This window comes from Streptomyces sp. NPDC029139, assembly GCF_055564335.1.
This window is the reverse complement of the sequence record NZ_JBVHWN010000022.1, coordinates 39,004-64,209: the sequence shown is the minus strand read 5'-3', so window position 1 is coordinate 64,209 and position 25,206 is coordinate 39,004. Positions and strand designations below refer to the sequence as shown.

Here is a 25,206-nt window from a genome sequence, read left to right as displayed (position 1 = left end):
AGCGGCTCGATCCGGTCCCACATCGCATCAGTGATCACTAACCGGACAGACACATCCGATCAACTGATCAACCCATCAAAGAGACACGGCCTAGGCGGCCTTCTCCAGGGTCACCAGGGTGAGGCGGGGCCCGATCTCGTGGGTCGCCACCTGCTCGTAGCCCTTGCGGCGGTAGAGGCGCAGGTTGCCCTCGCTGCGGTGGCCGGTGAAGAGCTGGAAGCGCTTGGCGCCGGGGTCCGGGTCACCGGCGAAGTGACTCTCGATGGCGTCGAGCAGCCGGCCGCCGAGACCGTGGCGCCGCATCCGCGGGTGGACGATGAGTTTGGCGATCCGTACGGTGCCGGTCTCGTCGACCCGGCCGCGTACGGAGGCGACGACCTCGTCGCCGAGCCGCGCCACCAGGCAGTGGCCCTCGGCGAGTTCGGTCCGCAGGGAGTCCAGGGTCTGGGTGAGCGGCTCGATGGAGTAGTCGCCGTAGAGCTCGGCCTCGCTCTGGTAACAGAGGTACTGCAGCTTGAGTATGTGCTCCGCGTCCTGCGCGGCTGCCGCTGAGATGGTCACGCTCATGCCCATGTGCGCATGCCTCCCGCTCGCCTGGTCCACCGGTCGGTCTACCGCACCCTTCCCCTCGGGATCGATGCGGGAACCTCTGCAGCCAGCATTCTGCGCAGGCATCCCAGGCATCGGGAACGCATCGGCCCCAGACTGCCTTGTGAGATACCCAACTCCCCTGCGATTTCCCGGTAGGTGGGGTCGGCCGGGTCGAGCATCGCGGTGAGCAGGCGCGGGCAGTGGCCGGGGGTGCGGCGGACGGCGGCGCGTACGGTGCGGCGGCGTTCGGCCACCAGGGCCGAGCTCTCGGGGGAGTCGTGCGGGGCCGCGGCCTCGTCGGCGCCGTAGGGGCGTTCGCGCAGGGCGGCGCGGCGGGCGCGGCGGGCCTCGGCGCGGACGGCACGGCGCAGCCAGTCGGCGGGGCGGGTGGGGACGTCGTCGTCCTGGAGCCGTTCGAGGAGTTTGAGCCAGACGGCCTGTTCGAGATCGCCCGCGTCGACACCGGCGCCGGGGGCCTCGGCGTTCGACTCGGCGGTGAGGAGGGGGGCGAGGGTGCGCAGGAGTGTGGGGTCGGGGAGGGTCATGTCCGGCACGACGGGCCGGGGCGGCGGGTGGTTGCGAGCCTGTGCGTAAACCACTCGCGCGGGTGCGGTCGCCGTGGCCCTGACCCCACCACCCGACCGCACGGACCACGGTGCGGAGCCGCCCCCCTCGTGCTTCGCCGCGGGCCGCGTGCGGACCACGTGCGGAGGGGAGCGGCGGCGCGCGCCCGCGACGGGATCAGGCCGTCCGGAAGTCCTCCGCAGCGAGCAGGGCCGTGTCCGGGTTGTCGGAGAAGATGCCGTCGATACCGGTCGCCAGGTAGGTCTTCAGGGCGCCGAAGGAGTCCCCGTACGCCGCCGGGTCCGTGCCGCGGCGGAAGTCGGCGGGCAGGAAGCTGTTCTCGTTCCGGTGGGTGTACGGGTGGAGGATCAGGCCCTCCGCGTGCGCGTCGCGGACCAGGGTGGTCGGGTCCCCGAGGCGGCCGCTCGCGTCGCGCGGGATCACCAGGTCGAGGACCGGACCGATGCCCTGGGCGTACGAGGCGATCCACCGCAGCCCCTCGGGCGTGACCAGATCCGCGACCGTGCGCGGGTCGCCCGCCTGGACGAAGTCCCACGGCCGGTCGTCCGCGGTCCACAGCAGTACCACGCGCGGGGAGTTCACCAGCTTCGCCATCCGCTGCATGCTGCTCGGCTCGAAGGACTGCAGGAAGACCGCGGAGTCGGCGCGGTGACGCCCGTACCGGCGCAGCAGCTTGGCGAGGCGCTCCTCCAGGCCGAGGCCGAGGGAGCGGAAGTAGGTGGGGTGCTTGGTCTCGACGTGCAGCCAGACCTCGTGGCCCCGGCGGCGGCCCTCCCGGTCGGCCCAGCGCAGCACCTCCTCGAAGGTGGGGATCTGCCAGCGGCCGTCGTAGAGGGTGTTCTCCTGGCGGGTGCCGGGGATGCGCTCCTTGGCGCGCAGCGTCTTGAGCTCGGCCAGGGTGAAGTCCTCGGTGAACCAGCCGGTGAGGGAGACCCCGTCGACGGACTTGGTGGTCCTGCGGGAGGCGAACTCCGGGTGGTCGGCGACATCGGTGGTGCCGGTGATGTCGTTCTCGTGCCGGCAGACCAGGTGGCCGTCCTTGGTGGGGACGAGGTCCTGCTCGATCACATGGGCGCCGAGGTCGAGGGCGAGCTGGTAGGAGCCGAGGGTGTGCTCGGGGCGGTAGCCGCTGGCGCCGCGGTGGGCGATGACGGTGGGGGCGGGCAGGGAGCGGAAGCCGCGCCGGCGCCCGCCCGCGTCGGCGGCCTGCGCGGTGCCCGCCGGGAGGACCGTGGAGGCTCCCAGTACGGCCGCGCCGGCCGCGCCGAGGACCGTCCGCCGGGCCGGGCTCCGGTGCTCACCCTGTGTCATGAAGGCTCCTTCGATGTGATGTCCCGCACCTGTCAACGGCTGTCCCGACCGTATGCATTCACCCCTTACCTGGGGCAGACCCTGGCCGAACATGGCGGAAACACACGTCAACACTGCGTATCGACTCGGTGAACCCGATGTGCGCAGGGCGGTGACCCGCGAGTATCGTCCTCACCTGCACACTCCCCACACACCGACGCCGTCCGTTCCCGACACCGGAGGAACCGTTGTCCCGTCTCGCACTCATCAAGGCAGTGCTCGGACCGATCCTGCGCCTGATGTTCCGCCCCCGTGTGGAGGGCGCGGAGAACATCCCGGGGACCGGTCCGGTGATTCTCGCGGGCAACCACCTCACCTTCATCGACTCGATGATCATGCCGATCTGCACGGACCGTCCGGTCTTCTTCATCGGCAAGGACGAATACGTCACGGGCAAGGGCCTCAAGGGCCGGCTGATGGCCTGGTTCTTCACCAGCGTCGGCATGATCCCGGTGGACCGCGACGGCGGCCGTGGCGGTGTCGCGGCGCTGATGACGGGCCGCCGGGTGCTTGAGGAGGGCAAGATCTTCTCCATCTACCCGGAGGGCACCCGCTCCCCCGACGGCCGGCTGTACCGGGGCCGTACCGGCATCGCGCGTCTCACGCTGATGACCGGCGCGCCGGTGGTGCCGTTCGCGATGATCGGCACCGACAAGATCCAGCCGGGCGGGGCGGGTCTGCCGCGGCCGGGCCGGGTGACGGTGCGCTTCGGCGAGCCGATGGAGTTCTCGCGGTACGAGGGCATGGACCGGGACCGCTATGTGCTGCGGGCGGTGACGGACTCGGTGATGTCCGAGGTGATGCGGCTGTCCGGCCAGGAGTACGTGGACATGTACGCCACCAAGGCCAAGGCCGCGTAACGGCGGTGAGCGGATAGGCCCACGGGGCCGGGGTCCTTGAGGACCCCGGCCCCGTGGCGTCGGACCGGACGGGTCACGGGTGCTCCGGCCCGTCCTCCAGCTTCTGGCCCTTCAGCAGGAACCAGGCCGCCACCGACGTGGCGAGCAGGACCGCCGCGCCGACACCCGCCGCGATGTTCAGGCCGTCGACGAAGGCGTCCTGGGCGGCGGAGACCAGGGCGGTCGCCGTGTCCGGGGCGAGGGCCGAGGATGCCTCGACCGCGCCGCCGAGCGACTCGTGGGCCGCCGCGGCGGCGCCCGAGGGGACGCCCGCCGGGGTGGTGAAGCCCTGGTAGACACCGGTGACGATCGAGCCGAGGAGCGCGATGCCGAGCGCCGCGCCCAGTTCGTACGCGGTCTCGGAGACGGCCGAGGCCGAACCCGCCTGCTCCTTGGGCACGCTGGAGAGGATCACGTCGGCGGTGACGGTGAACGAGAACCCGGCGCCGAGGCCGACGACGAGCAGGGCGGCGCCGAGCAGCGGGTAGCCCGTCTCCCGGTGCACCAGGGTGATGACGGCGAGCGCGAGACCGATGGCGGCGAGACCGCCGGCCACGATGCCCCGTACCGAGAACCGCCGGGCGTACCGGCCCGCGATCAGACCGGTGACCACCGCGCCGATGGCGGCGGGCAGTTCGGCCAGGCCGGCCTCCAGCGGCTCACGGCCCTGGACGAGCTGGAGGAACTGGGAGAGGAAGAAGACCAGTCCGGACAGTCCGAAGACGGTGAGCAGGTCGGCCAGGACCGCGCCCGAGAAGCCGCGGTGCTTGAACAGCCGCATGTCGAGCAGCGGCGTGGCCAGCGCGTACTGACGGCGGACGAAGGCGTACAGGGCGGCGGCGCCGACGGCGAGGGCGCCCGCGACCTCCGCGGACAGGCCGTGGGAGGCGAGCTCCTTCACCGCGTAGACGACGCCGATGATGCCGATGAGCGAGAGGCCGACGCTGATCAGGTCCCAGGGGCCGGTGACCGGGTTCTTCGACTCGGGCAGCAGCTTGATGCCGACCAGGACCAGGACGGCCATGACGGGCAGGTTGATGAGGAAGACCGAGCCCCAGTAGAAGTGCTGGAGCAGCGCTCCGCCGACGACCGGTCCGATGGCCGCGCCGGCCGAGGCCGTGGCGCCCCAGATGCCGATGGCGAGGCTGCGCTCCTTGGGGTCGTGGAAGATGTTCCGGATCAGCGCCAGGGTCGACGGCATCAGCGTCGCGCCGGCGACACCGAGCAGCGCGCGGGCCACGATCATCATCTCGGGGCTGGTCGCGTACGCGTTGAGCACGGAGACGGCGCCGAAGGCGGTCGCGCCGATCAGGAGCAGCTTCTTGCGGCCGATCCGGTCGCCGAGGGAGCCCATGGAGACGAGCAGGCCGGCGATGACGAAGGAGTAGATGTCGCCGATCCAGAGCAGCTGCGTGCCGGACGGCTCGAGGTCCTCGCTGAGCGCGGGAGTCGCGAGGCCGAGGACGGTGGCGTCGACCGCGACCAGCAGGACGGCCAGGACCAGCACCGCGAGCGCGAGCCAGCGGCCGGGGTTCTTCACCTCCACGCTCTGGGTCGGGGTCAGTTGCCGGGTGCCGCTCATTGCTCCACGCTCCGTCGTGCGCCACCGAGCAGCAGCTCGGTGATCATGTAGTGAAAGTCCTTGCCCGCGACCCGTCCGTCCATGACGGACCAGGCGCAGGAGGAGATGAGGCCGTAGAGGGCCTCGGTGAGCCAGGCGGGGCTCAGGTCGATCCGGAAGGCGCCTTCCTCCTGGCCGCGCCGGAACAGGGCGCTGACTCTTCCGTCGAGCCGGGCCCAGCCCTCGTTGACCTGGTCGCCCTCGAAGAGCTGGTTCTCCGTGACGAGGAAGGCCAGCAGCTGCGCGCACGGCTCCGACGCGGCGACCAGGCGCCGCAGCGCGTCGTCGGCCGGGCCCTCGTCGAGGCGGGCCGCGTCGAGCGCGGCCTCGAACTCCTCGATCCCCATCGCCTCCAGCGCCCTGACGAGCGCGTCCCGCCCGGCGAAGTGCCGGTGCAGGGTGGCGCGGCCGATGCCGGCGGCTCGGGCGACCTCGTCCATGGTGGCGGTCGATTTCCGGGCGAGCAGCGCGGCGGCGGTGCGGAGCACGAGGGTGCGGTCGACTGACATGAGACGACCATACACCGAATGAGACGTTCATGTCTCATTCGATAAGTCGGCGCCTCACCTTTCGGTGGGCATGGGAAGGCTCGGCGTGCCCCGGCCGCCCGGAGGCCCGGCGTGCCCCGGCCTCCCGGGGGCTCGGTCGTCGACCGGCGAAAACACGGCGCCGCCGCCCTCTCGAGGAGTGGGCGGCGGCGCTGGGAGTCGTACGGGTTACTGCTTGGCGGTGGCCCAGGCGTGCTGGATCACCAGGTCGGCCTTGACCTCGACCAGCTGGGCGGCCACGGCCGAGGGGGCCGTCCCGCCGCGGCCGTCGCGGGAGGCCAGGGCGCCCGGGACGTTGAGGACCGTGCGGACCTCGGGGGTCAGGTGCTCGGAGATCTTGGCGAACTGCTCGTCCGTGAGCTCGTCGAGCTCCTTGCCCTCCGCCTCGGCGACCTTCACGCACTCGCCGGCGACCTCGTGCGCCACCCGGAACGGCACACCCTGCTTGACCAGCCACTCGGCGATGTCGGTGGCGAGCGAGAAGCCGGCCGGGGCCAGCTCCTCCATCCGCTCCCGGTTGACGGTGAGCGTGGCCATCATGCCGGTGAAGGCGGGCAGCAGGACCTCCAGCTGGTCGCAGGAGTCGAAGACGGGCTCCTTGTCCTCCTGGAGGTCGCGGTTGTACGCGAGCGGCAGCGCCTTCAGCGTGGCGAGCAGGCCCGTGAGGTTGCCGATCAGACGGCCGGACTTGCCCCGGGCCAGCTCGGCGATGTCCGGGTTCTTCTTCTGCGGCATGATCGACGAGCCGGTCGAGAACGCGTCGTGCAGGGTCACGAAGGAGAACTCCTTCGTGTTCCAGATGATGATCTCCTCCGCGATGCGCGAGAGGTTCACGCCGATCATCGCCGTGATGAAGGCGAACTCGGCGACGAAGTCGCGCGAGGCCGTGCCGTCGATCGAGTTGCCGACCGAGCCCCGCTCGAAGCCGAGGTCCTTGGCGACCGCCTCCGGGTCGAGCCCGAGCGAGGAGCCGGCCAGGGCACCGGAGCCGTACGGGGAGACGGCGGTCCGGGTGTCCCACTGACGCAGCCGCTCGGCGTCCCGGGAGAGGGACTGAACGTGCGCGAGCACATGGTGGGCGAAGAGCACCGGCTGGGCGTGCTGGAGGTGCGTACGGCCCGGCATGGCGACGTCCGCGTGGGCCTCGGCGAGACCCACGAGCGCGTCCTGGAGCTCGGCGATCAGCCCGCCGATGATCCGGGCGTGGTCGCGCAGGTACATCCGGAAGAGGGTGGCGACCTGGTCGTTGCGGGACCGGCCTGCGCGCAGCTTGCCGCCGAGGTCCGGGCCGAGGCGCTCCAGGAGGCCCCGCTCCAGGGCGGTGTGGACGTCCTCGTCGGCGATGGTGCCGACGAAGGAGCCGTCCGACACGTCGGCCTCGAGCTGGTCGAGGCCGGCCAGCATGCGCGTCAGCTCGTCCTCGGTGAGCAGGCCCGCCTGGTGGAGCACGCGCGCGTGGGCGCGGGAACCGGCGATGTCGTACGGCGCGAGGCGCCAGTCGAAGTGGACCGACGCGGACAGCTTCGCCAGGGCCTCGGCCGGACCGTCGGCGAAACGGCCGCCCCAGAGCCGGACGTCACCGTTGTTGCTGCTCACAGCTACTGCTCCTCAAGGGGTGGGTACAAGGCCGCCTCCCCGCCGGTGAACCGATGGGGAACCGTCGGGGGAGGCGGCTGTGGAACGACGACGACTTACGCGAGGTCACGCCGTGCGGCGATCTTCGCCGAGAGGGCGAAGATGTCGATGAAGCCCTGCGCCTTGGACTGGTCGAAGGTGTCGCCCGAGTCGTAGGTGGCGAGGTTGAAGTCGTACAGCGACTCCTCGGACCTCCGGCCGGTGACGACGGCGCGGCCGCCGTGCAGGGTCATCCGGATGTCACCGGTGACGTGCTGGTTGGCCTCGTGGATGAAGCCGTCCAGGGCGCGCTTGAGCGGGGAGAACCAGAGACCGTCGTAGACCAGCTCGCCCCAGCGCTGCTCGACCTGCCGCTTGTAGCGGGCCAGCTCGCGCTCGACGGTGACGTTCTCCAGCTCCTGGTGGGCGGTGATCAGGGCGATCGCGCCGGGTGCCTCGTAGACCTCGCGGGACTTGATGCCCACGAGCCGGTCCTCGACCATGTCGATCCGGCCGACGCCCTGGGCACCGGCGCGCTCGTTGAGCTGCTGGATCGCCTGCAGGACGGTGACGGGCCTGCCGTCGAGGGCGACCGGGACGCCCTTCTCGAAGGAGATGACGACCTCGTCGGCCTCACGGGCGACCGCCGGGTTCTGGGTGTACTCGTAGATGTCCTCGATCGGCGCGTTCCAGATGTCCTCGAGGAATCCGGTCTCGACGGCGCGGCCGAAGACGTTCTGGTCGATGGAGTACGGGGACTTCTTGCTGGTCGCGATGGGCAGGTTCGCCTTCTCGGCGAAGGCGATGGCCTTGTCGCGGGTCATGGCGTAGTCGCGGACCGGGGCGATGCACTTCAGGTCGGGGCCGAGGGCCTGGATACCGGCCTCGAACCGGACCTGGTCGTTGCCCTTGCCGGTGCAGCCGTGGGCGACGATGCCGGCGCCGTGCTTCCGTGCGGCGGCGACGAGGTGCTTGACGATGGCGGGCCGGGAGAGGGCGGAGACCAGAGGGTAGCGGTCCATGTAGAGGGCGTTGGCCTTGATCGCCGGGAGACAGTACTCGTCGGCGAACTCGTCCTTGGCATCCGCGACCTCGGCCTCGACCGCCCCGCAGGCGAGCGCGCGCTTGCGGATGACGTCCAGGTCCTCGCCGCCCTGGCCGACGTCCACCGCGACGGCGATGACCTCGGCGCCCGTCTCCTCGGCGATCCAGCCGATGGCGACGGAGGTGTCCAGACCGCCCGAATAGGCGAGTACGACGCGCTCGGTCACGGGGTTCTCCTTACCTTGCAAGCACCAACATGCATGAGTATGCATTCCTCTGCATGATTCGTCAAAGGTGTCTCGCCGCCTCCCGATATTCGGGCGGGGAACGAGGGCCGACGGCGCTGGAGTCCCCCGGCCGGCGGAGAGACGGAGGCTCCATGCACCACGACGATCAGGACACGAGCCCTCGGGGGCCGGACGGGCCACGGCGATGGCTGGAGTACGACCGCGCCGTCCGCGCGCGCAGCCGGTACGAGCCGCCGTCGACGCGGCCCGGGCAAGGCGGAGGGTGGGGTGAGATGTCCGCTGCCGACCTCGCGCCGGCCCTCTGTCATGGCTCGGGGCACGTGCGCGAGGCGGCCGTGGGACAGCTCTCCGGAGCGCCGCCGGAACTGCTCGGGGAGATGCTGCCCCTGGTGGCGGTCCGCTGTGCGGACTGGGTGGAGCCCGTACGGGAGCGAGCCCTGGAGATCCTGGCGGAGGGACTGCGGCGGCCGGTCTCCCCCGAGGCCCTGCCCCTCACCGTCGGTGTGGTCCTGGAGGCCGCCGGGCGGCGGCGCGGCGGCAGAGCGCTCGCACTGGTCGAGGACGCCGCGGACACGGCGGCCCCGAAGGTCATGGAGGCGCTGCTCGGCGCCCCGCACCCCCCGACGCGCCGGTTCGCGTACCGAAGGGCCCTCGCGGGCGGGCGGCTCCCCGTGGCGCGGAACGTGCAAGCGGCCGTGTCCGACCCCGACCCGGTGGTACGGGAGGAGTGCACGGAGACGGTGCGGGCCGCCGTACGCGGCGGCGCGGATCCCGCGCTCCTCGATCCCCTGCTGAAGGCCCGGTGGCCCGGCGTCCGGTCGGCCGGGGTGACGGCCCTGCACCGGGCCGGGCGCCACGGGGACGCGTGGGTCTTCCTCGCCGACCGTTCGGGGACGGTACGAGCCTGCGCGCGGTGGGTGGTGCGGCAGGTCGGCGGAGAGCCGGCCGACTGGTGCCGGGCACGGTGCGAGGAGGACGCGCCGCTGCCGTACGCGCCGCTGGGTCTCGCGGAGTGCCGGGAGCGGAAGGACGAGGACACCGGTCTGCTGCGGACGCTGACGCGCCATCGGGACGCGCGGGTGCGGGCGTCGGCGGTGGCGGGGCTGCGGGTGCTGGAGCCGGAGGACTGGCGCGGGGTGCTGCCGCTGCTCGACGACCCGTCGGCGGCCGTGGTCCGCGAGACCGCGCGGACGCTGGCCCCGCACGCGTCCCGGGTGCCGGAGGAGGGACTGTTGGACATGGCCGCGCCCCACCGGCCGTACGCGCAGCGGGCAGCGGCCCTGCGGGTGACCTCGGAGCGCCGTGACGGCGCACGGCTGCTGTGCGCGCTGCGCATGATGGACGACCCGGATCCGCGCCTGCGCGCGCGTGCCGCGCCGGCGGCCAACCGTGCCTGGTGGAACACCGACCACCGGTCCCGCGAGGAGGCCGAGGAGATGCTGGGTCTGCTGGAACGGCACCGGAACGCCTTGGCCGAGTCGACCCGCTCGACGATCCGCTCGCATCTGCTGCGCGCCGCCCCGCCCGGGGCGTCCGGGAGACAATGACCGTCATGGGAAAGACGCATGAACGCATAGACGGACGACTCCGCGACTTCATCGAGGCCCAGCCGGTGTTCTTCACCGCGACCGCGCCGCTCGACGGCGAGGGCACCATCAACCTCTCCCCCAAAGGACTGACCGGCTCCTTCGCCGTCATCGACGAACTGACCGTGGCCTACCTGGACTTCGCCGGCAGCAACGCCGAGACCGTGGCCCATCTGCGGGAGAACGGGCGCATCACCCTCATGTGGTGCGCCTTCCAGGGGCCGCCCAACATCGTGCGCGTCCACGGGCGCGGCGAGCCGGTGTTCCGTGACGACGAGCGGTGGGAGTCGCTCATGGCGCACTTCCCCTCGATCGACGTGACCCAGCACGGGCTGCGCGCCATCATCGTCGTCACCGCGGAGCTGGTACGGGACACCTGCGGGTACGCGGTGCCGTTGATGACGTACGGCGAGGACCGCGATCTGCACGGGAAGCGGTTCGCGCGCGAGGACGACGCCTCGCTGAGCGCCTACTTCACGAAGAAGGACCACATCGCGTCGAGCATGGACGGCCTCCCGGGACTGCCCCTTCCGCTGCCGCCGCTCCCCCGCCCGGCCCACTGACCTGGCGACCGTACGGGGGTGCGCCTAGCGTCGCGCCATGCGCACCCTTCTCGCCGTGGGGGCCGCCCTGGCCTCCCTCGCCACGCCTTTCCTGACCATGCCTTCCCCCGCCGCGGCCGCTCCGGCCGCGGCGGGACCGGGATCCCAGCTGATCACCGCCGAGGCGGCCACCGCGCGGTCCACCACCGGGACCGTCACCTGGTGGGACCGGCGGGGCGGGCGGGGGGTGAAGGCGGGATCCGCTCCCGCCCGCTTCGGAACCGGGGGGCTGGTGGAGGGCGCGAAGCGCCGCCAGGGTACGAACACCACGCCGACGGGCCTCTACTCGCTCCCGTACGCCTTCGGGGTCAAGAAGGCGCCCCCGGGCACCGCGTACCGGTACGCCCGGGTGACCGGCCGGTCCTGGTGGTGTCAAGACGGCGACTCCCGGGCGTACAACCGCTGGGTCGAGGGTCTTCCGCGCGATTGCCGGGCCGCCGAGGCCGAGCGCCTCGCCGCGTACAGGACGCAGTACGCGCACGCGCTCGTCATCGGTTTCAACTACGACCGGCCCGTGCGCGGACGCGGCGCCGGAATCTTCCTGCACGTCGACGGGCGGGCGGCGACGGCCGGTTGTGTGTCCGTACCGGCCGGTGCCATGCGCCGGATCCTCGACTGGGCGGATCCGGCGCGCCACCCGCGGATCGCCATCGGCACGCGGGGCGGACCGACGGCGATCAGCCGGTACACCCCCTGAGGCGCGCCCCGTGTCTACGAGCGGTCGTTCTGGGCGAGCCGCAGCAGGTGGTCGGCGAGAGCCTGGCCGCCCGCCGGGTCGCGGGAGATCAGCAGCAGCGTGTCGTCACCCGCGATCGTGCCGAGGATCGCGTGGAGTTCGGCCTGGTCGATGGCCGACGCGAGGAACTGGGCGGCCCCCGGCGGGGTCCGCAGGACCACCAGGTTGGCGGACGCCTCGGCGGAGATGAGCAGTTCGCCGGAGAGGCGCCGCATCCGCTCCTCCTTGGCGGATTCGCCGAGCGGCGCCTGCGGGGTGCGGAAACCGCCCTCGCTGGGCACCGCGTAGATCAACTCGCCGCCCGTGTTGCGGATCTTCACCGCGCCGAGCTCGTCGAGGTCGCGGGAGAGCGTCGCCTGCGTGACGCTCAGCCCGTCGTCCGCGAGGAGCTTGGCGAGCTGGCTCTGCGAGCGCACCGGCTGCCGGTTGAGGATGTCCACGATCCTGCGGTGGCGGGCGGTGCGGGTCTGCGGAACGGACGGCCCTCCGTGCTCGGATTCCTGCGCGTCGGTCATCGTCGTCTCATTCTCCGGTTCGTCCTTCCCCGTTCACCGCTTCGTCGAGGACACCGGGCAGCGCTGCCAGGAACGCATCCACCTCGGCGTCTCCGATGGTCAGTGCCGGCATGAGCCGTACGACATCGGGGGCGGGCGCGTTCACCAGAAGACCGGCGTCCTGAGCCGCTTGCTGCACCTGGGGCGCAAGGGACTCGGTGAGCACGATACCCAGCAAGAGGCCCGCACCACGGACGTGGGAGACCAGCGGGTGGCCCAGACCCTCGATTCCGCCGCGCAGTTTCTCGCCGAGCCGCTTGACCTCGTCGAGCGTTCCGCCGGTCGCGAGAGTGTCGATGACGGCGAGGCCGGCGGCGCAGGCGACCGGGTTCCCGCCGAAGGTCGTGCCGTGGTGGCCGGGCTGGAACAGCTCGGCGACCTCGCCGAAGGCGATGGTCGCGCCGAGCGGCAGCCCGCCCCCGAGGCCCTTGGCGAGGGTCACGATGTCCGGGTCGACCCCGTCGTGGCCCTGGTGCTCGAACCAGTGGCCGGTCCGGCCGATGCCCGTCTGTACCTCGTCGAGGACGAGGAGCGTGCCGGTGGCGCGGGTGATCTCACGGGCGGCCCGGAGGTAGCCGACGGGCGGGACGACGACGCCGTTCTCGCCCTGGATCGGCTCGATGACCACAAGGGCGGTGCTCTCCGTCACGGCGGCGCGCAACGCCTCGACGTCTCCGTACGGGACGTGCGTGACGTCGCCGGGGAGCGGCAGGAACGGGGTCTGCTTGCCGGGCTGGCCGGTGAGCGCGAGCGCGCCCATGGTCCGGCCGTGGAAGCCGCCCTGGGTGGCGACCATGTGACTCCGGCCCGTCAGCCGGCCGATCTTGAAGGCGCCTTCGTTGGCCTCGGCACCGGAATTGCAGAAGAAGACCCGTCCGGGCCGACCGAAGAGCTGGAGCAGCCGCTCGGCGAGGGCGACGGGCGGCTCGGCGACGAAGAGGTTGGAGACATGGCCGAGGGAGGCGATCTGCCGCGACACGGCCTCGACGATCGCCGGGTGCGCGTGGCCGAGGGCGTTGACGGCGATGCCGCCGACGAAGTCGAGGTACTCGGTGCCGTCGGCGTCCCAGACCTTGGCGCCCTCGCCGCGGACGAGGGACAGCTTCGGCGTGCCGTAGTTGTCCATCAGCGAGGACTGCCAGCGCTGCCTCAGTTCCGCGTTGCTCATGACTCCCCCTGCGCCGTGTTCTCGTCGGGCACGACCATCGTGCCGATGCCCTCGTCGGTGAAGATCTCCAGCAGGATCGAGTGCTGGACCCGGCCGTCGATCACGCGGGCCGTGGTGACCCCGTTGCGCACGGCGTGCAGGCAGCCCTCCATCTTGGGGACCATTCCGCTGGAGAGCTCGGGCAGAAGCTTCTCCAGCTGGCTCGCGCTGAGCCGGCTGATGACCTCGTCGCTGTGCGGCCAGTCCTCGTAGAGGCCCTCGACGTCGGTCAGGACCATCAGGGTCTCGGCGCCCAGCGCCGCAGCGAGAGCCGCAGCCGCCGTATCAGCATTGACGTTGTAGACATGTCCGTCGTCCTCGGAGCGGGCGATGGAGGAGATGACCGGGATCCGGCCGTCCTCCAGGAGCGCCTCGATGGCGCCGGTGTCGATGGCGGTGATCTCGCCGACCCGGCCGATGTCGACCTGTTCGCCCTCGATGACCGGCTGGTGCTTGGTGGCCGTGATGGTGTGCGCGTCCTCGCCGGTCATACCGACGGCGAACGGGCCGTGCTGGTTGAGCAGGCCGACGAGCTCACGCTGGACCTGGCCGGCGAGCACCATCCGTACGACGTCCATCGCGTCCTCGGTGGTGACGCGCAGTCCGGCCTTGAACTCGCTCACGATGCCGTGCCGGTCGAGCGCGGCGCTGATCTGCGGCCCGCCGCCGTGCACGACGACCGGCTTGAGGCCGGCGTGGCGCAGGAAGACGACGTCCTGGGCGAAAGCGGCCTTGAGGTCGTCGTCGATCATGGCGTTGCCGCCGAACTTGATGACGACCGTCTTGCCGTTGTGGCGGGTCAGCCAGGGCAGGGCCTCGATGAGGATCTGCGCCTTGGGCAGGGCCTTGTGCTTGCGCGTCTGGTTCGTCGCGTCGTTCATCGGGTCGCTCGTCGAATCGCTCATGAGGAGTACGCGCTGTTCTCGTGGACGTAGTCGGCGGTGAGGTCGTTGGCCCAGATGACGGCGGACTCGGCGCCGGCGGCGAGGTCGGCGGTGATGGTGACCTCCCGGAAGCGCATGTCGACCAGGTCCCGGTCCTCGCCGACCGAGCCGTTCCTGCAGACCCACACGCCGTTGATGGCGACGTTCAGCCGGTCGGGCTCGAAGGCGGCCCCGGTCGTGCCGATGGCGGAGAGCACCCGGCCCCAGTTGGGGTCCTCGCCGTGGATGGCGCACTTGAGGAGGTTGTTGCGGGCGATGGAGCGGCCCACCTCGACGGCGTCGTCCTCGGTCGCGGCGTTGATCACCTCGATACGGATGTCCTTGCTGGCGCCCTCGGCGTCGCCGATGAGCTGGCGGGCGAGGTCCTGGCAGACGTCGGTCACCGCCTCGGCGAACTCCTCGTACGCCGGGGTGACGCCCGAGGCGCCGGAGGCGAGGAGGAGGACGGTGTCGTTGGTGGACATGCAGCCGTCGGAGTCGACCCGGTCGAAGGTGACCTTGGTGGCCTGCCGGAGCGCCGAGTCCAGGTCCTTGGAGGCGACGTCGGCGTCCGTGGTGACGACGACGAGCATGGTGGCCAGGCCGGGGGCGAGCATGCCCGCGCCCTTGGCCATGCCGCCGACGGTCCAGCCGTCCTTCGTGACCACGGAGGTCTTGTGGACGGTGTCGGTGGTCTTGATGGCGATGGCGGCCTTCTCGCCGCCGTGCTCGGAGAGCTCGCCGACGGCCTTCTCGACGCCGGAGAGGACCCTGTCCATGGGGAGCAGCAGGCCGATGAGGCCGGTGGAGGCGACGGCGACCTCGCCGGCGCCGACGTCCAGGAGCTCCGCGACCTTCTCGGCGGTGGCGTGGGTGTCCTGGAAGCCCCGCGGGCCCGTACAGGCATTGGCGCCGCCGGAGTTGAGAACCACGGCCGCCAGCTCGCCGGTGGTCAGGACCTGCTGGGACCACAGCACGGGCGCGGCCTTGACACGGTTGGAGGTGAAGACGCCGGCGGCGGCGTGGCGGGGCCCGTTGTTGACCACCAGGGCCAGGTCCGGGTTGCCGTTCTCCTTGATCCCGGCGGCGATACCCGCCGCCGTGAATCCCTTCGCTGCGGTGACGCTCACTGTGCTTCTCCGTTCGCTTCTCCGCCCGCGCGGCGCAGAGGTGCGGGCTTCGTCATCATCTGCAGACCGGCGGCTGCGCGCGCGTCGCTCACAGTGCTTCTCCGTTCGCTTCTCCGCCCGCGCAGCGCAGAGGTGCGGGCTTCGTCATCATCTGCAGACCGGCGGCTGCGCGCGCGTCGCTCATGGAGCGACTCCCATCGTGGAAAGTCCGGTGTTCTCGGGGAGCCCGAGAGCGATGTTCATGCTCTGCACCGCGCCGCCGGCGGTGCCCTTCGTGAGGTTGTCGATGGCGCTGATCGCGATGATCCGGTTCGCGGCCGCGTCGTACGTGACCTGGACCTGAACGGCGTTGGAACCCTGGACGGACGCCGTGGCCGGCCACTGCCCCTCGGGCAGCAGATGGACGAACGGCTCGTCCGCGAACGCCTTCTCGTACGCGGCGCGCACGGCCCCGGCCGTCACCCCGGGCTTCGCCGAGGCGGAGCAGGTCGCGAGGATGCCGCGGGACATGGGGGCGAGAGTCGGCGTGAAGGACACGGTGACCCGCTCACCGGCCGCGCCGCTGAGGTTCTGGATCATCTCGGGAGTGTGGCGGTGACCGCCGCCGACGCCGTACGGGGACATGGAGCCCATCACCTCGCTGCCGAGCAGGTGGGGCTTGAGGGCCTTGCCCGCGCCGGAGGTGCCCGTGGCGGCGACGATCACGGCCTCGGGCTCCGCGAGCCCGTTCTCGTACGCGGGGAAGAGCGCGAGGGAGACGGCCGTGGGGTAGCAGCCCGGCACGGCGATGCGCTTGGACCCCTCCAGCGCGACACGGGCGCCCGGCAGCTCCGGAAGGCCGTAGGGCCAGGTGCCGGCGTGCGGGGACCCGTAGAACGTCTCCCAGTCGGCGGAGTCCTTCAGCCGGAAGTCGGCGCCCATGTCGACGACGAGGACGTCGGGGCCGAGCTGTTCGGCGACGGCGGCGGACTGGCCGTGCGGCAGCGCGAGGAAAACGACGTCGTGTCCGGCCAGCTCCTCGGCGGTGGTCGGCGCCAGGACACGGTCGGCGAGGGGCAGGAGATGGGGCTGGAGCGCCCCGAGCCGCTGGCCGGCGTTGGAGTGGCCGGTGAGCGTGCCGATCTCCACCTGGGGGTGGCCGAGAAGAAGACGCAGGAGCTCACCTCCCGCGTATCCGCTCGCGCCTGCCACTGCTGCTCGTACCGTCATCAGAACCCTCCTCCTGGATGGCATGACTATACGCAGCACCGCAGTTTTATGCAAAGCCTGATCATCGGCTGCCGTCCTCGGCCGTGCGGGGAAAACCGCTTGGGGGCGCCGGGTGGGCGTGGCAGGCTTGCGCGGTCATCGTCGAGTTGTCTCCTGCCTTCCTGACCTGGGAGGACGTGGACCCGGCCCGCCATGCCTTCGACGGCGCGTCCGTAGCGCGGACGGTGCGCTCGCTCGGCCCGGCCCGCAGTGTGCCTGTCCGCCCGGACGTCCCGTTCGGGGACCCTGCGATGACGACCTGGAGCCATGGCGAGGCCCGGTCCTGGGCCGACGCCATGTCCTACGCCCTCGTCCAGCACTACGGCCGGTGGACCGTCGGGTGGCGCTGGGCGCACGTCGAGGGGGATTTCGGCGGCGGACCGGGGGGGCGAGACTGGTGCTGCCCACGGGACTCGATCACGACGCATCGCAGGGCGGGTGCGCCTCAGGACGGGGCGAGCACGCAGAACTCGTGGTCGTCCGGGTCGGTCAGGCACGTCCACGGGACGTCGCCCTGGCCGAGGTCGAGGTCGGTGGCCCCGAGGGAGCGCAGTCGGGCCACCTCCGCCGCTCGGTCGTCACCGGGACACGGCAGCAGGTCGAGATGGACGCGGTCCGGTGCGGTCTTCACGTCGGACTTGCGGAGGAACTCGAGATACGGGCCGACCCCCTGGGCGGAGCGCAGCAGCGCATGGTCGTCGGTCACCTCGTGCAGGGTCCAGTCCGTCGCCTCGCCCCAGAAGCGGGCCATCGCCCGGGGATCCGTGCAGTCGACGACCACCGTGGCGATCGGCCCGGTGTCGCGGTGGATGTCCCGGGGCTCCAGCACGCAGAACTCGTTGCCCTCGGGGTCGGCCAGGACCGTCCACGGCACATCGCCCTGGCCCACGTCGACGGGCGCCGCCCCGAGAGCGAGGAGGCGCCCGACCAACTCCGCCTGGTGAGCCGTGGAGGTGGTGGCGAGGTCGAGATGGACACGGTTCTTCGTGGGCGTCTTGGGTTCGGGGACGGGAACGACGTCGACGCCCAGGACGACCGGGTCCGGCCACACGAGGCCGCCGGGGGGCCCGACGTAGGTGGTCACCCCGGGGCTGTACGCGCTCCAGCCGAGTGCCTCCGCCCAGAACCGGCCGACCGCCGAGGCGTCGAGAGCCTTGATGTTGACGTGAACAGGTCGCAGAGCCATGTCGGCGATCCTATGTACGTCGTCGCGGGACCCGAAGGAGCTGCCGGGCCGCCGTCACATCCCGTCCCGGAGCCGTCATCACACGACGGAAGCGACGAGGGCTCCAGGTGGCGTTCACGATCAGGGGCGAGCGGATCACCGCGCTCGGCCTCACGTCCGACCGGGACCGGTCGCGCGCACTCGGCCTGGTCTTCCCCGATTCCTGACCGGCGGCGGCAGATCACCGCGCCCACGCCGTGGGGTGACTACGCTCCGGGCCATGATCATCCATGCGCAGACGCCCGTCCGTGTCGCCCGCCCCTCGCGGGATCTCGTCGCCGCCGAACGCTTCTACGTCGAGGGGCTCGGCCTCGACGTGCTGTGGCGGAGCCCGGAGCGGGTCCACGGCGAGCACGATCTGCTGATGGTCGGCCCCGCGGGCGGCACCTGGCACTTCGAGCTCACCCAGGACCCGGACAGCCCGCTGGAGCCGACGCCGACCGTCGACGACCTGTTCGTGGTCTATCTGGGCGCGCCCGTCGAGGAGGCCCAGGTGGCGCGGCTGCTCGCCGCGGGCGGGACGCGGGTGGCGGCGCACAACCCGTACTGGGACGAGTTCGGGGTGACGGTCGCCGACCCCGACGGCTATCGGATCGTCCTCTGCTCCCGCGCCTGGAAGAACCAGGGGACCTCTACCGGGCCCGCCCGCCTGCCTGCTTGACCGCCCGCAGGACCACGAACTTCGGGTCGCTCGCGACCAGGTCGCAGGAGCCGAAGATGCGGCGCAGCGTGACGTGGTAGCCGAGGTGCCGGTTCCCGACGACCCACAGCTCTCCGCCCGGCCGCAGGGCGCGCCGCGCGTCGGTGAACATCCGGCGCGCGGTGCGGTCGGTGGTGGCCTGGTGGCTGTGGAACGGCGGGTTGTTGAGGACGAGGTCGACGGAGCCGGGGGCGAGGTCCGCCAGCCCGTCCCCGACCACGAACTCGGCCGTGCGGCCGGGGGCGGCGTGGGCGCGGAAGTTCTCCTCGGCCGAGGCGACGGCCTGGTACGACTCGTCGGCGAAGACCAGCTCGGCCTCGGGCTCGGTCAGCGCGACGGCCAGACCGACGACCCCGTTTCCGCAGCCCAGGTCGGCGACCCGGGCACGGCCGAGGCCGGTCGGCAGGTGGCGCAGGAAGAAGCGGGTGCCGATGTCGAGGCGGTCGGCGCAGAAGATCCCGGCCTGGTTGGTGACGGTCCGCCCGGCGACGGTCGCGGCGTCGGCGGGGAGCGCGTACCGGTACGGCCAGGGGTTGGCCGCCCGCTGCAGCCCCGGGTCCGGGGTGCAGAAGATGAGCCGGGCCTTCTTCGCGGCGAGCGAGGTCCGGGTGGGGCCGAGGATCTTCTCGAAGAGCTGGAGGGTGGAGGTGTGGATCTCCTTGACCATGCCGGTTCCCACCACCACGGTCCCCTCGTGCACGGCGGGCGCGAGCCGGTGGAGCTGGTCCTCCAGGAGCGCGAGGTTCCTGGGGACGCGGACGAGCAGGACGTCGACGCGTGCGGGCGGCGGCTCCTGGGTGGTGAGCAGCGTGACCGCGTCCGGCGCGGCCCCGGACCGCGCCAGGTTCTCCTCGGTCGCCCGGCGGCCGAGGTAGGAGTCGGAGATCTGTGTGAGTACGGCGGGGTGCCGGGCGGCGAGCGCGGTGGTCAGCGCGCCCCAGCGGTCGCCGACGACGGCCACCGCCCCGGACAGGTCGGTGTCCGTCTCGGCCAGGTGCCGCAGCAGGTACTCGTCGGACGCGTCCCACGCTCGGAGGGAGTCGCGCGGGTCCTCGGGAAAGCGGGTGAGCGGGAACTCGCCCCATGACGTGCTCAAACGGTTCATCGTGGTCCCAGGCTAGCCGGTCGAGGGGGCGCCTCCGCGAGCCCGGCCGCCGGGAGACGCGAGCCCGGCCTGACCCACAGGCCCCCTGGGCCGTGTCCGGAAAGCAGCGCCGTCTGCCCGCAGGGCAGGGTCCGCGGCGTCCGGTGCGTGCGCTCACAAGGTGGAGGGTCGTCCTCGTACTGGGTGTACTTGGGCGATCCGACAACGCGGCGTGGGGCCACCTCCCGTGCCCGTGGGGCTACGGGGGAGCGTGCCGGGCGTCGTGGGCCAGGCGGGACTTTCCGGACACGGCCTAGCCTCCGACGGCCGCCTGGAGGTGGAGGTGCCACAGGCCGGGGCGGCCGGTGAGGGTGACCGTGGAGAGCGGGCGGACGTCGACGTTCCAGAACGTGGCGGGTGGCGCCTTGAGCGCGTACACCAGGGCGGCGCGTACGACGGCTGGTTCGGCGACGGCCACGATGGAGCCGTCCTCGGCGGGCCGGGTGTCGAGCCAACCCCCTATGCGCGAGATGAACGCGAGGAGGGTCTCGCCGCCGTGCGGGGCGGTCCGCGGGTCGGTCAGCCAGGCGTCGACGGCGGCCGGGTCGAGGGCGGCGACCTCGGCGAGGGTCAGGCCCCGCCAGCGGCCCATGTCGCAGTCGCGGAGGGCGGGCTGGGCGAGGGGTGCGTAGCCGAGCGCCGTGCCGGTGGCGCGGCTGCGGGGCGTCGGCGAGCAGTAGCGCAGCTCGGCCGCGCCGAGCGGGACCAGTGTGTGCGCGGCGAGCTGCACCTCGTACCAGCCGGCCTCGTCGAGCGGCCGGTCGTCGTCGAACCGCTCGGCGAGCAGGGAGGAGCTGCGCGCCGCTGCGACGAGCGTGACCCGAAGACCCATGGCCGCGATCGTGAGGCCGGAAGCCTGACAGGTCAAGAGGCATATGCGCGGACTCCGCGCGCGGCCGTGGGCGGGGCGGCCGGTCAGTGGAGTCCGAGAGCCATCCACTTGTCCAGGTTCCGCAGGGACTCAAAACCGACCTTCTCGTACAGACCGTGCGCGTCGGCCGTGGCCAGAAGGATGCGGCGCAGTCCGTACGGCGCCAGGTGGTCGCGCACCGCGGTCACCAGCGCGGTGCCGAGCCCCGTGCCGCGGGCCGGCCGGTCGACGTAGACGTCGCAGAGCCAGGCGAAGGTGGCGCGGTCGGTGACGATCCGGGCGTAGGCGGCGATCTCCCCCGTCTCACGGTGGTAAGCGCCGAAGTTGAGGGAGCCGTCGATGGCCCGGTCCTGTGTGTCGCGGGGGCGGTCCAGGGCCCAGTACGCGTCGGTGGAGAGCCAGTGGTGCACCCGGGTGCGGTCGAGGCGGGCCGGGTCGGTGGAGATCTCGTACGCGCCGTACGTCAGGAGCGGTGCGGGGTTCGTGGTGCTCATGACGGGCAGCGTTCCAGGCCGCGGCGGCCGTTGTCAGGTGATTTCCGCGGCCGTCCCGGCGGTGGGCGGGTGAACGGGCGGGCCCTGGCCGGCCGTCCCGGCGGTGGGCGGGTGAGCGGGCGGGCACTGGCCGGCCGTCCCGGCGGCGGGCTGAGCGGGCGGGCCCTGGCCGGCCGGCTCAGGGCGTGAGCTCGTCGACGGCCGATCGCAGCCGGCGTACCCCTTCGGCGATCTCGGCGGGTCCGGCCACGCCCGCGAAGCTCAGCCGGATGTGGCCGGCGGGAGGTTCGGCGCAGAAGTAGGGGCGTCCGGGGGCGACGGCGACGCCGGCCCGCAGGGCGCCCGCGACGAGCGCGGGCTCGGGGATGGCGTCGGGGAGCCGGAGCCAGAGCTGGTAGCCGCCGGAGGGGAGGTGGGGCAGGGCGAGTTCGGGGAGGTGAAGGGCGAGGGCTCCGGCCATGACGTCGCGTCGGTTCCGCAACTCCTGGGAGACGGCGCGCAGATGGCGGCTCCAGGCGGGCGATCCGACGAGTTCGAGGGCGGCCTCCTGGAGGGGACGGGCGACGAAGAAGCTGTCGACGACCTGGATGGCGCGCAGCCGTTCGAGGACCGGGCCGCGGGCGGCGAGGGCGCCGACGCGCAGGCTCGGGGAGGTCGGCTTGGTGAGGGAACGGACGTGGACGACCACGCCGTCCGGGTCGTCGGCGGCGAGGGGGGCGGGGAGCGGTGCGGAGCCCTCGTGGACGAGCCGGCGGGCGAAGTCGTCCTCGACGACGAAGGCGCCGGCCGCGCGGGCGATCCGGACGACGTCCCGCCGCCGCTGGGCGGCGAGGACGGCGCCGGTCGGGTTCTGGAAGAGCGGCTGGCAGACGAGGACGCGGGCTCCGGTGGCCCGGAGGGCGGCTTCCAGCAGATCGGGGCGGACTCCGTCGGCGTCGGCGGGGACGGGGACCGGGCGCAGGCCGGCAGCGCGGGCGATCGCGAGCATCCCGGGGTAGGTCGGCGATTCGACGAGGACGTGCGTACCGGGCGGGGCGAGGGCGCGCAGGGCGGTGGTGATGGCGGACTGGCCGCCTGCGGTGATCAGGACGTCGGCGGCGGTGACGGTGCCGCCGATCTCGCGGGCGAACCATTCGCGCAGCTCGGGCAGCCCGTCGGTGGGCGGTCGGCCCCATGCCCCGGGGCGGCGGCCCGCGCGGGCGAGCGCGGCGGCCATGGCACGTTCAGGCTGGAGCGAGGGGTGCAGATAGCCGCCGTTGAACTCGACGACGCCCGCCGGAGGTGCCGACAGGGTCACGAGCACGCCGGAGGCGTCGACGGCGCGCGGGACCAGCTCGGTCGCGCTGTCGGCGCTCAGGGTCACCTCCTGCCAGGAGGTGTCCCCGACGACGGGCGTGCGCGTGCGGGACTCGGCGCGGAACGCCCCGGCTCCCGGGCGCGTGACGACGAGACCCTCGGCCGCGAGCTGGGCGAGGGCCCTGGTGACCGTCACGGGGGAGACGCGGTAGCGCTCGACGAGGGCGCGGCTCGACGGCAGCTTTCCACCGGGAGAGTAGCGGTCGAGCTCGGCCCTCAGGGATGTGGCCAGTTCCGCGACGCTGCTACGCTCATGCATGACAGCACAGAATAGCGCTACTCCCCGATCGGCGATAGCGGTCGGCGGTCCCGCCACCGCCTCCACCGCCTCCCCCGAGGGACGCGGAACGCTTCTCGCCGCGTTGGGCGTGGTCTCGTTCTCGCTCACCTTCCCCTCCACCGCCTGGGGACTGGAGAGCTTCGGCCCCTGGTCGCTGGTCGCCCTGCGCTCGACGCTCGCCGCGCTCATCGCGGGCGTCTTCCTGCTCGCCCTGCGCGTACCGCTGCCCGAGCGCCGCCACTGGGCCGGGCTCGCCGTCGTCGCCGGCGGTGTCGTGGTCGGCTTCCCGCTCCTGACGACCCTGGCCCTGCAGACCTCCACGACCTCGCACGCCGCCGTGGTCGTCGGCCTGCTGCCGCTCACCACGGCGGCCCTCGCGGCGATCCGCACGGGCCGTCGCCCCTCGCGTACGTTCTGGCTCGCCGCCCTCTCCGGCGCGGCGGTCGTCATCGCCTTCACGCTCCAGCAGAGCGGCGGCGCCCTCTCCTCCGGCGACCTGTACCTCTTCGGCGCGCTCCTGGTCTGCGCGGCCGGCTACACCGAGGGCGGCAGGCTCGCCGGGCAGATGCCGGGCTGGCAGGTCATCGGCTGGGCGCTGATCCTCTGCCTGCCGCTGATGGTCGCCGGCTCGGCCGTCGCGCTCTCCTTCGAGCCCGTCAGCCTCGGCGCGCACGGCGTCGTCGGCCTGGTCTGGGTCGCGGCCGGGTCCACCTTCCTCGGCCTGTACGTCTGGTACCGGGGCATGGCGGCGATCGGCATCCCCAGGGCGAGCCAGCTCCAGCTCGCGCAGCCGTTGCTGACCCTCGTCTGGTCGGTCTCGCTGCTCGGCGAGTCCCTGTCCCCCGCCGCGCCGCTCGCCGCCGTCGCCGTACTGGTCTGCATCGCGGTGACGCAGCGCGCGAAGAGCTGAGCGCGCGCACGGGAGTGAGGCGGGTCACAATGGCGGACATAGGCTCCGAAGTAGGGCAAGCGCGGTCGCGAGGAGGTCACCCCCGATGCAAGCGACAGTGGGCGACAAGCTGCTGGTGCACGGCCGGACCGTCGGTCAGCACGACCGTACGGCCGAGGTCCTGCAGGTGCTGGGCGAGAACGGCAATCCGCCGTACCGCGTCAAGTTCGACGACGACGGTCACGAGGCCCTGATGTCACCGGGCCCCGACACCGTCGTACGTCACCACGACAAGAGGTGAACGGGATCTCCTAGCCCGGTGGGCGGACCCGGGTCGGGTAGTGGTCGGCGACGACGGCGGCCAGCGCCCCGATCCGGTCCGATGCGACTTCCCGTGCCGAGAAGTAGCAGTGGCCGCCCACCGCGGGATGGCGACCGGCGAGCGTCAGATGCCGGGAGAGCTCCTTCGGGTCCTGCCAGGCGGCCGGCTGGGCGGAGTCACCGCATTTGTACAGCGCCTCGCCGATGTACAGGCGGACGCCCGTGCCCCGCACCGTCTTGTCCCACCAGGGCACGAGCTTGGCGTAGTCGGCCGCGGCGAAGCCGATGTTCCAGTACAGCTGCGGCATCACGTAGTCGATCCAGCCCTCCCTGATCCACTTCCTCGTGTCGGCGTACAGGTCGTCGTAGGTCTGCGCCGACTGGGTGTCCGACCCCTCCGGATCGGTGCCGGCGTTGCGCCAGACCCCGAAGGGGCTGATCCCGAACCGGGGGCGCCTGTCGGTCTCCTTGATCCGGGCGGCCGTCTCGGAGACCAGCAGGTCGATGTTGTTCCGCCGCCAGGACGCCCGGTCCCGGAAGCCCCCGCCGTGCCGCGCGTACGCCTCGTCGTCGTCGAAGGCCTCCCCGGCGACCGGGTAGGGGTAGAAGTAGTCGTCCCAGTGCACCCCGTCGAGGTCGTAGCGGTGGACGGCGTCGAGCATCGCGTCCTGGACGAAGCGGCGGACCTCGGGCAGTCCGGGGTTGTAGTACAGCTGCCCGCCGTACGGGACGATCCAGTCGGGGTGACGCCGGCCCGGGTGGCCGGCGGACAGCCGGCCGGGATCGGTGTGGCGTGCCACGCGGTACGGGTTGAACCAGGCGTGCAGCTCCAGGCTCCGCGCATGGGCCTCCGCCACGGCCGTGCCCAGCGGGTCCCAGCCGGGATCGCGGCCCTGCACCCCGGTGAGGCATTCGGACCACGGCTCATGCGGGGACGGCCAGAGGGCGTCGGCGCTCGGCCGCACCTGCAGGATCACGGTGTTCAGCCGCCGCTCGACGGCCTTGTCCAGATGGGCGAGGAGTTCGGTCCGCTGCTGCGCGGGCGTCAGGCCCGGGCGGGAGGGCCAGTCGCGGTTGGCGACCGTCGCCAGCCACATGCCGCGGAACTCGGGCACCGCCCGCGCCTCCTCCCCCACCGGATCCGGCTCGGACTGTCCGCCGGGTGGCGAAGCCGACGCCTGTGACGAAGCCGACGCCCGCGCCGACTCCGACGCCCGCGCCGACGCGGACGCGCTCGCACCCGCCGCGGCGGCGGAAAGTGCCGTCAGCGCGGTGCCCGCCACGAACCCTCTTCTACCGATCAGTCCCATACGTCACCCCTCAGCTGTTGGATACGTCACACGCATGAGCAGATGATGCCCGGCCCGGGCGATCGATCATCGGTTAATGAGCGGTAACGTCGTGGGGTCGAGGCGGACGCACCGGAATCACACGGGCCCG

Annotated in this window: 25 protein-coding genes; 7 read left to right on the top strand and 18 right to left on the bottom strand. The window is 72.2% G+C overall.

Annotation, left to right across the window (positions count from 1 at the left end):
• Nucleotides 1-90 precede the first annotated feature (90 nt).
• The 3 genes from ACZ4VW_RS31365 to ACZ4VW_RS31355 all read right to left on the bottom strand — a co-directional run bounded on the left by ACZ4VW_RS31365 (nucleotide 91) and on the right by ACZ4VW_RS31355 (nucleotide 2,487).
• Entirely contained in the window at nucleotides 91-573 is a 483-nt protein-coding gene (locus tag ACZ4VW_RS31365; RefSeq protein ID WP_467968331.1) for a GNAT family N-acetyltransferase, read from the bottom strand.
• 38 nt (nucleotides 574-611) lie between these two features.
• Nucleotides 612-1,136: a sigma-70 family RNA polymerase sigma factor gene (locus ACZ4VW_RS31360; RefSeq protein ID WP_467968329.1), complete on the bottom strand. Its 525-nt coding sequence runs from the start codon at nucleotides 1,134-1,136 to the stop codon at nucleotides 612-614.
• Nucleotides 1,137-1,332: 196 nt separating this feature from the next.
• Entirely contained in the window at nucleotides 1,333-2,487 is a 1,155-nt protein-coding gene (locus ACZ4VW_RS31355; protein ID WP_467968327.1) for a glycerophosphodiester phosphodiesterase, read from the bottom strand.
• Nucleotides 2,488-2,714: 227 nt separating this feature from the next.
• Between ACZ4VW_RS31355 and ACZ4VW_RS31350 the strand changes: the two genes are divergently transcribed.
• The gene (locus ACZ4VW_RS31350) at nucleotides 2,715-3,386 is read left to right on the top strand and encodes a lysophospholipid acyltransferase family protein (protein WP_467968325.1); all 672 of its coding nucleotides are present in this window, start codon (nucleotides 2,715-2,717) and stop codon (nucleotides 3,384-3,386) included.
• Nucleotides 3,387-3,459: 73 nt separating this feature from the next.
• On the opposite strand, the gene ACZ4VW_RS31345 is transcribed toward ACZ4VW_RS31350, so the two are convergent.
• The 4 genes from ACZ4VW_RS31345 to ACZ4VW_RS31330 all read right to left on the bottom strand — a co-directional run bounded on the left by ACZ4VW_RS31345 (nucleotide 3,460) and on the right by ACZ4VW_RS31330 (nucleotide 8,479).
• On the bottom strand, nucleotides 3,460-5,007 hold the full coding sequence (locus ACZ4VW_RS31345; protein ID WP_467968323.1) for an MFS transporter: 1,548 nt from the start codon (nucleotides 5,005-5,007) through the stop codon (nucleotides 3,460-3,462).
• On the bottom strand, nucleotides 5,004-5,555 hold the full coding sequence (locus ACZ4VW_RS31340) for a TetR/AcrR family transcriptional regulator (RefSeq protein WP_467968321.1): 552 nt from the start codon (nucleotides 5,553-5,555) through the stop codon (nucleotides 5,004-5,006). The genes ACZ4VW_RS31345 and ACZ4VW_RS31340 overlap by 4 nt, the downstream gene beginning before the upstream one ends.
• Nucleotides 5,556-5,762: 207 nt before the next feature.
• Nucleotides 5,763-7,190, bottom strand: a complete 1,428-nt coding sequence (gene argH / locus ACZ4VW_RS31335; protein WP_467968319.1) for an argininosuccinate lyase — start codon at nucleotides 7,188-7,190, stop codon at nucleotides 5,763-5,765.
• Between the two features lie 95 nt (nucleotides 7,191-7,285).
• Nucleotides 7,286-8,479, bottom strand: coding sequence for an argininosuccinate synthase (locus ACZ4VW_RS31330; RefSeq protein WP_467968317.1), 1,194 nt, complete (start codon nucleotides 8,477-8,479; stop codon nucleotides 7,286-7,288).
• 293 nt (nucleotides 8,480-8,772) lie between these two features.
• Here ACZ4VW_RS31330 and ACZ4VW_RS31325 point away from each other — a divergent pair, with 293 nt between their 5' ends.
• Genes ACZ4VW_RS31325 through ACZ4VW_RS31315 form a run of 3 tightly spaced genes read left to right on the top strand, consistent with a single transcriptional unit; the run spans nucleotide 8,773 to nucleotide 11,385 of the window.
• Nucleotides 8,773-10,047 carry a hypothetical protein gene (locus ACZ4VW_RS31325; RefSeq protein WP_467968315.1) on the top strand — a complete coding sequence of 425 codons (1,275 nt, stop codon included), beginning with the start codon at nucleotides 8,773-8,775 and terminating at the stop codon, nucleotides 10,045-10,047.
• A 5-nt stretch (nucleotides 10,048-10,052) separates the two neighbouring features.
• Entirely contained in the window at nucleotides 10,053-10,649 is a 597-nt protein-coding gene (locus tag ACZ4VW_RS31320; RefSeq protein WP_467968313.1) for a pyridoxamine 5'-phosphate oxidase family protein, read from the top strand.
• A 37-nt stretch (nucleotides 10,650-10,686) separates the two neighbouring features.
• Complete coding sequence (locus ACZ4VW_RS31315; RefSeq protein ID WP_467968311.1) at nucleotides 10,687-11,385, top strand: L,D-transpeptidase family protein; 699 nt, start codon at nucleotides 10,687-10,689, stop codon at nucleotides 11,383-11,385.
• A 14-nt stretch (nucleotides 11,386-11,399) separates the two neighbouring features.
• Here the strand turns inward: ACZ4VW_RS31315 and ACZ4VW_RS31310 are convergent, their stop codons facing one another.
• The 6 genes from ACZ4VW_RS31310 to ACZ4VW_RS31285 all read right to left on the bottom strand — a co-directional run bounded on the left by ACZ4VW_RS31310 (nucleotide 11,400) and on the right by ACZ4VW_RS31285 (nucleotide 17,672).
• Nucleotides 11,400-11,939, bottom strand: coding sequence for an arginine repressor (locus tag ACZ4VW_RS31310; RefSeq protein ID WP_467968309.1), 540 nt, complete (start codon nucleotides 11,937-11,939; stop codon nucleotides 11,400-11,402).
• A 7-nt stretch (nucleotides 11,940-11,946) separates the two neighbouring features.
• On the bottom strand, nucleotides 11,947-13,146 hold the full coding sequence (locus ACZ4VW_RS31305; RefSeq protein ID WP_467968307.1) for an acetylornithine transaminase: 1,200 nt from the start codon (nucleotides 13,144-13,146) through the stop codon (nucleotides 11,947-11,949).
• Nucleotides 13,143-14,066, bottom strand: coding sequence for an acetylglutamate kinase (argB, locus tag ACZ4VW_RS31300; protein WP_467968335.1), 924 nt, complete (start codon nucleotides 14,064-14,066; stop codon nucleotides 13,143-13,145). Before argB ends, ACZ4VW_RS31305 begins: the two co-directional genes overlap by 4 nt.
• 20 nt (nucleotides 14,067-14,086) lie before the next feature.
• Complete coding sequence (argJ, locus tag ACZ4VW_RS31295) at nucleotides 14,087-15,238, bottom strand: bifunctional glutamate N-acetyltransferase/amino-acid acetyltransferase ArgJ (RefSeq protein WP_467968305.1); 1,152 nt, start codon at nucleotides 15,236-15,238, stop codon at nucleotides 14,087-14,089.
• A gap of 180 nt (nucleotides 15,239-15,418) precedes the next feature.
• Nucleotides 15,419-16,447, bottom strand: coding sequence for an N-acetyl-gamma-glutamyl-phosphate reductase (gene argC / locus ACZ4VW_RS31290; RefSeq protein WP_467968303.1), 1,029 nt, complete (start codon nucleotides 16,445-16,447; stop codon nucleotides 15,419-15,421).
• Between the two features lie 484 nt (nucleotides 16,448-16,931).
• Nucleotides 16,932-17,672, bottom strand: a complete 741-nt coding sequence (locus ACZ4VW_RS31285) for a VOC family protein (protein ID WP_467968301.1) — start codon at nucleotides 17,670-17,672, stop codon at nucleotides 16,932-16,934.
• A 259-nt stretch (nucleotides 17,673-17,931) separates the two neighbouring features.
• Here ACZ4VW_RS31285 and ACZ4VW_RS31280 point away from each other — a divergent pair, with 259 nt between their 5' ends.
• A complete protein-coding gene (locus tag ACZ4VW_RS31280; protein WP_467968299.1) occupies nucleotides 17,932-18,372 on the top strand; it encodes a VOC family protein in 441 nt (146 codons plus the stop codon).
• Here the strand turns inward: ACZ4VW_RS31280 and ACZ4VW_RS31275 are convergent.
• The 4 genes from ACZ4VW_RS31275 to ACZ4VW_RS31260 form a co-directional block, all read right to left on the bottom strand.
• Nucleotides 18,344-19,516 (bottom strand): methyltransferase, encoded by a 1,173-nt coding sequence (locus tag ACZ4VW_RS31275; RefSeq protein WP_467968297.1) that lies wholly within the window; start codon nucleotides 19,514-19,516, stop codon nucleotides 18,344-18,346. The genes ACZ4VW_RS31280 and ACZ4VW_RS31275 overlap by 29 nt on opposite strands.
• A gap of 292 nt (nucleotides 19,517-19,808) precedes the next feature.
• Nucleotides 19,809-20,387 carry a histidine phosphatase family protein gene (locus ACZ4VW_RS31270; protein WP_467968295.1) on the bottom strand — a complete coding sequence of 193 codons (579 nt, stop codon included), beginning with the start codon at nucleotides 20,385-20,387 and terminating at the stop codon, nucleotides 19,809-19,811.
• Between the two features lie 83 nt (nucleotides 20,388-20,470).
• Complete coding sequence (locus tag ACZ4VW_RS31265) at nucleotides 20,471-20,920, bottom strand: GNAT family N-acetyltransferase (RefSeq protein ID WP_467968293.1); 450 nt, start codon at nucleotides 20,918-20,920, stop codon at nucleotides 20,471-20,473.
• A 178-nt stretch (nucleotides 20,921-21,098) separates the two neighbouring features.
• Complete coding sequence (locus ACZ4VW_RS31260) at nucleotides 21,099-22,535, bottom strand: aminotransferase-like domain-containing protein (protein WP_467968291.1); 1,437 nt, start codon at nucleotides 22,533-22,535, stop codon at nucleotides 21,099-21,101.
• Here ACZ4VW_RS31260 and ACZ4VW_RS31255 point away from each other — a divergent pair.
• Entirely contained in the window at nucleotides 22,534-23,466 is a 933-nt protein-coding gene (locus tag ACZ4VW_RS31255) for a DMT family transporter (RefSeq protein WP_467968289.1), read from the top strand. The genes ACZ4VW_RS31260 and ACZ4VW_RS31255 overlap by 2 nt on opposite strands.
• Nucleotides 23,467-23,551: 85 nt before the next feature.
• On the top strand, nucleotides 23,552-23,746 hold the full coding sequence (locus ACZ4VW_RS31250; protein WP_467968287.1) for a DUF1918 domain-containing protein: 195 nt from the start codon (nucleotides 23,552-23,554) through the stop codon (nucleotides 23,744-23,746).
• A gap of 10 nt (nucleotides 23,747-23,756) precedes the next feature.
• Here the strand turns inward: ACZ4VW_RS31250 and ACZ4VW_RS31245 are convergent, their stop codons facing one another.
• The gene (locus ACZ4VW_RS31245) at nucleotides 23,757-25,076 is read right to left on the bottom strand and encodes a glycoside hydrolase family 10-like protein (RefSeq protein ID WP_467968285.1); all 1,320 of its coding nucleotides are present in this window, start codon (nucleotides 25,074-25,076) and stop codon (nucleotides 23,757-23,759) included.
• Nucleotides 25,077-25,206: the final 130 nt, after the last annotated feature.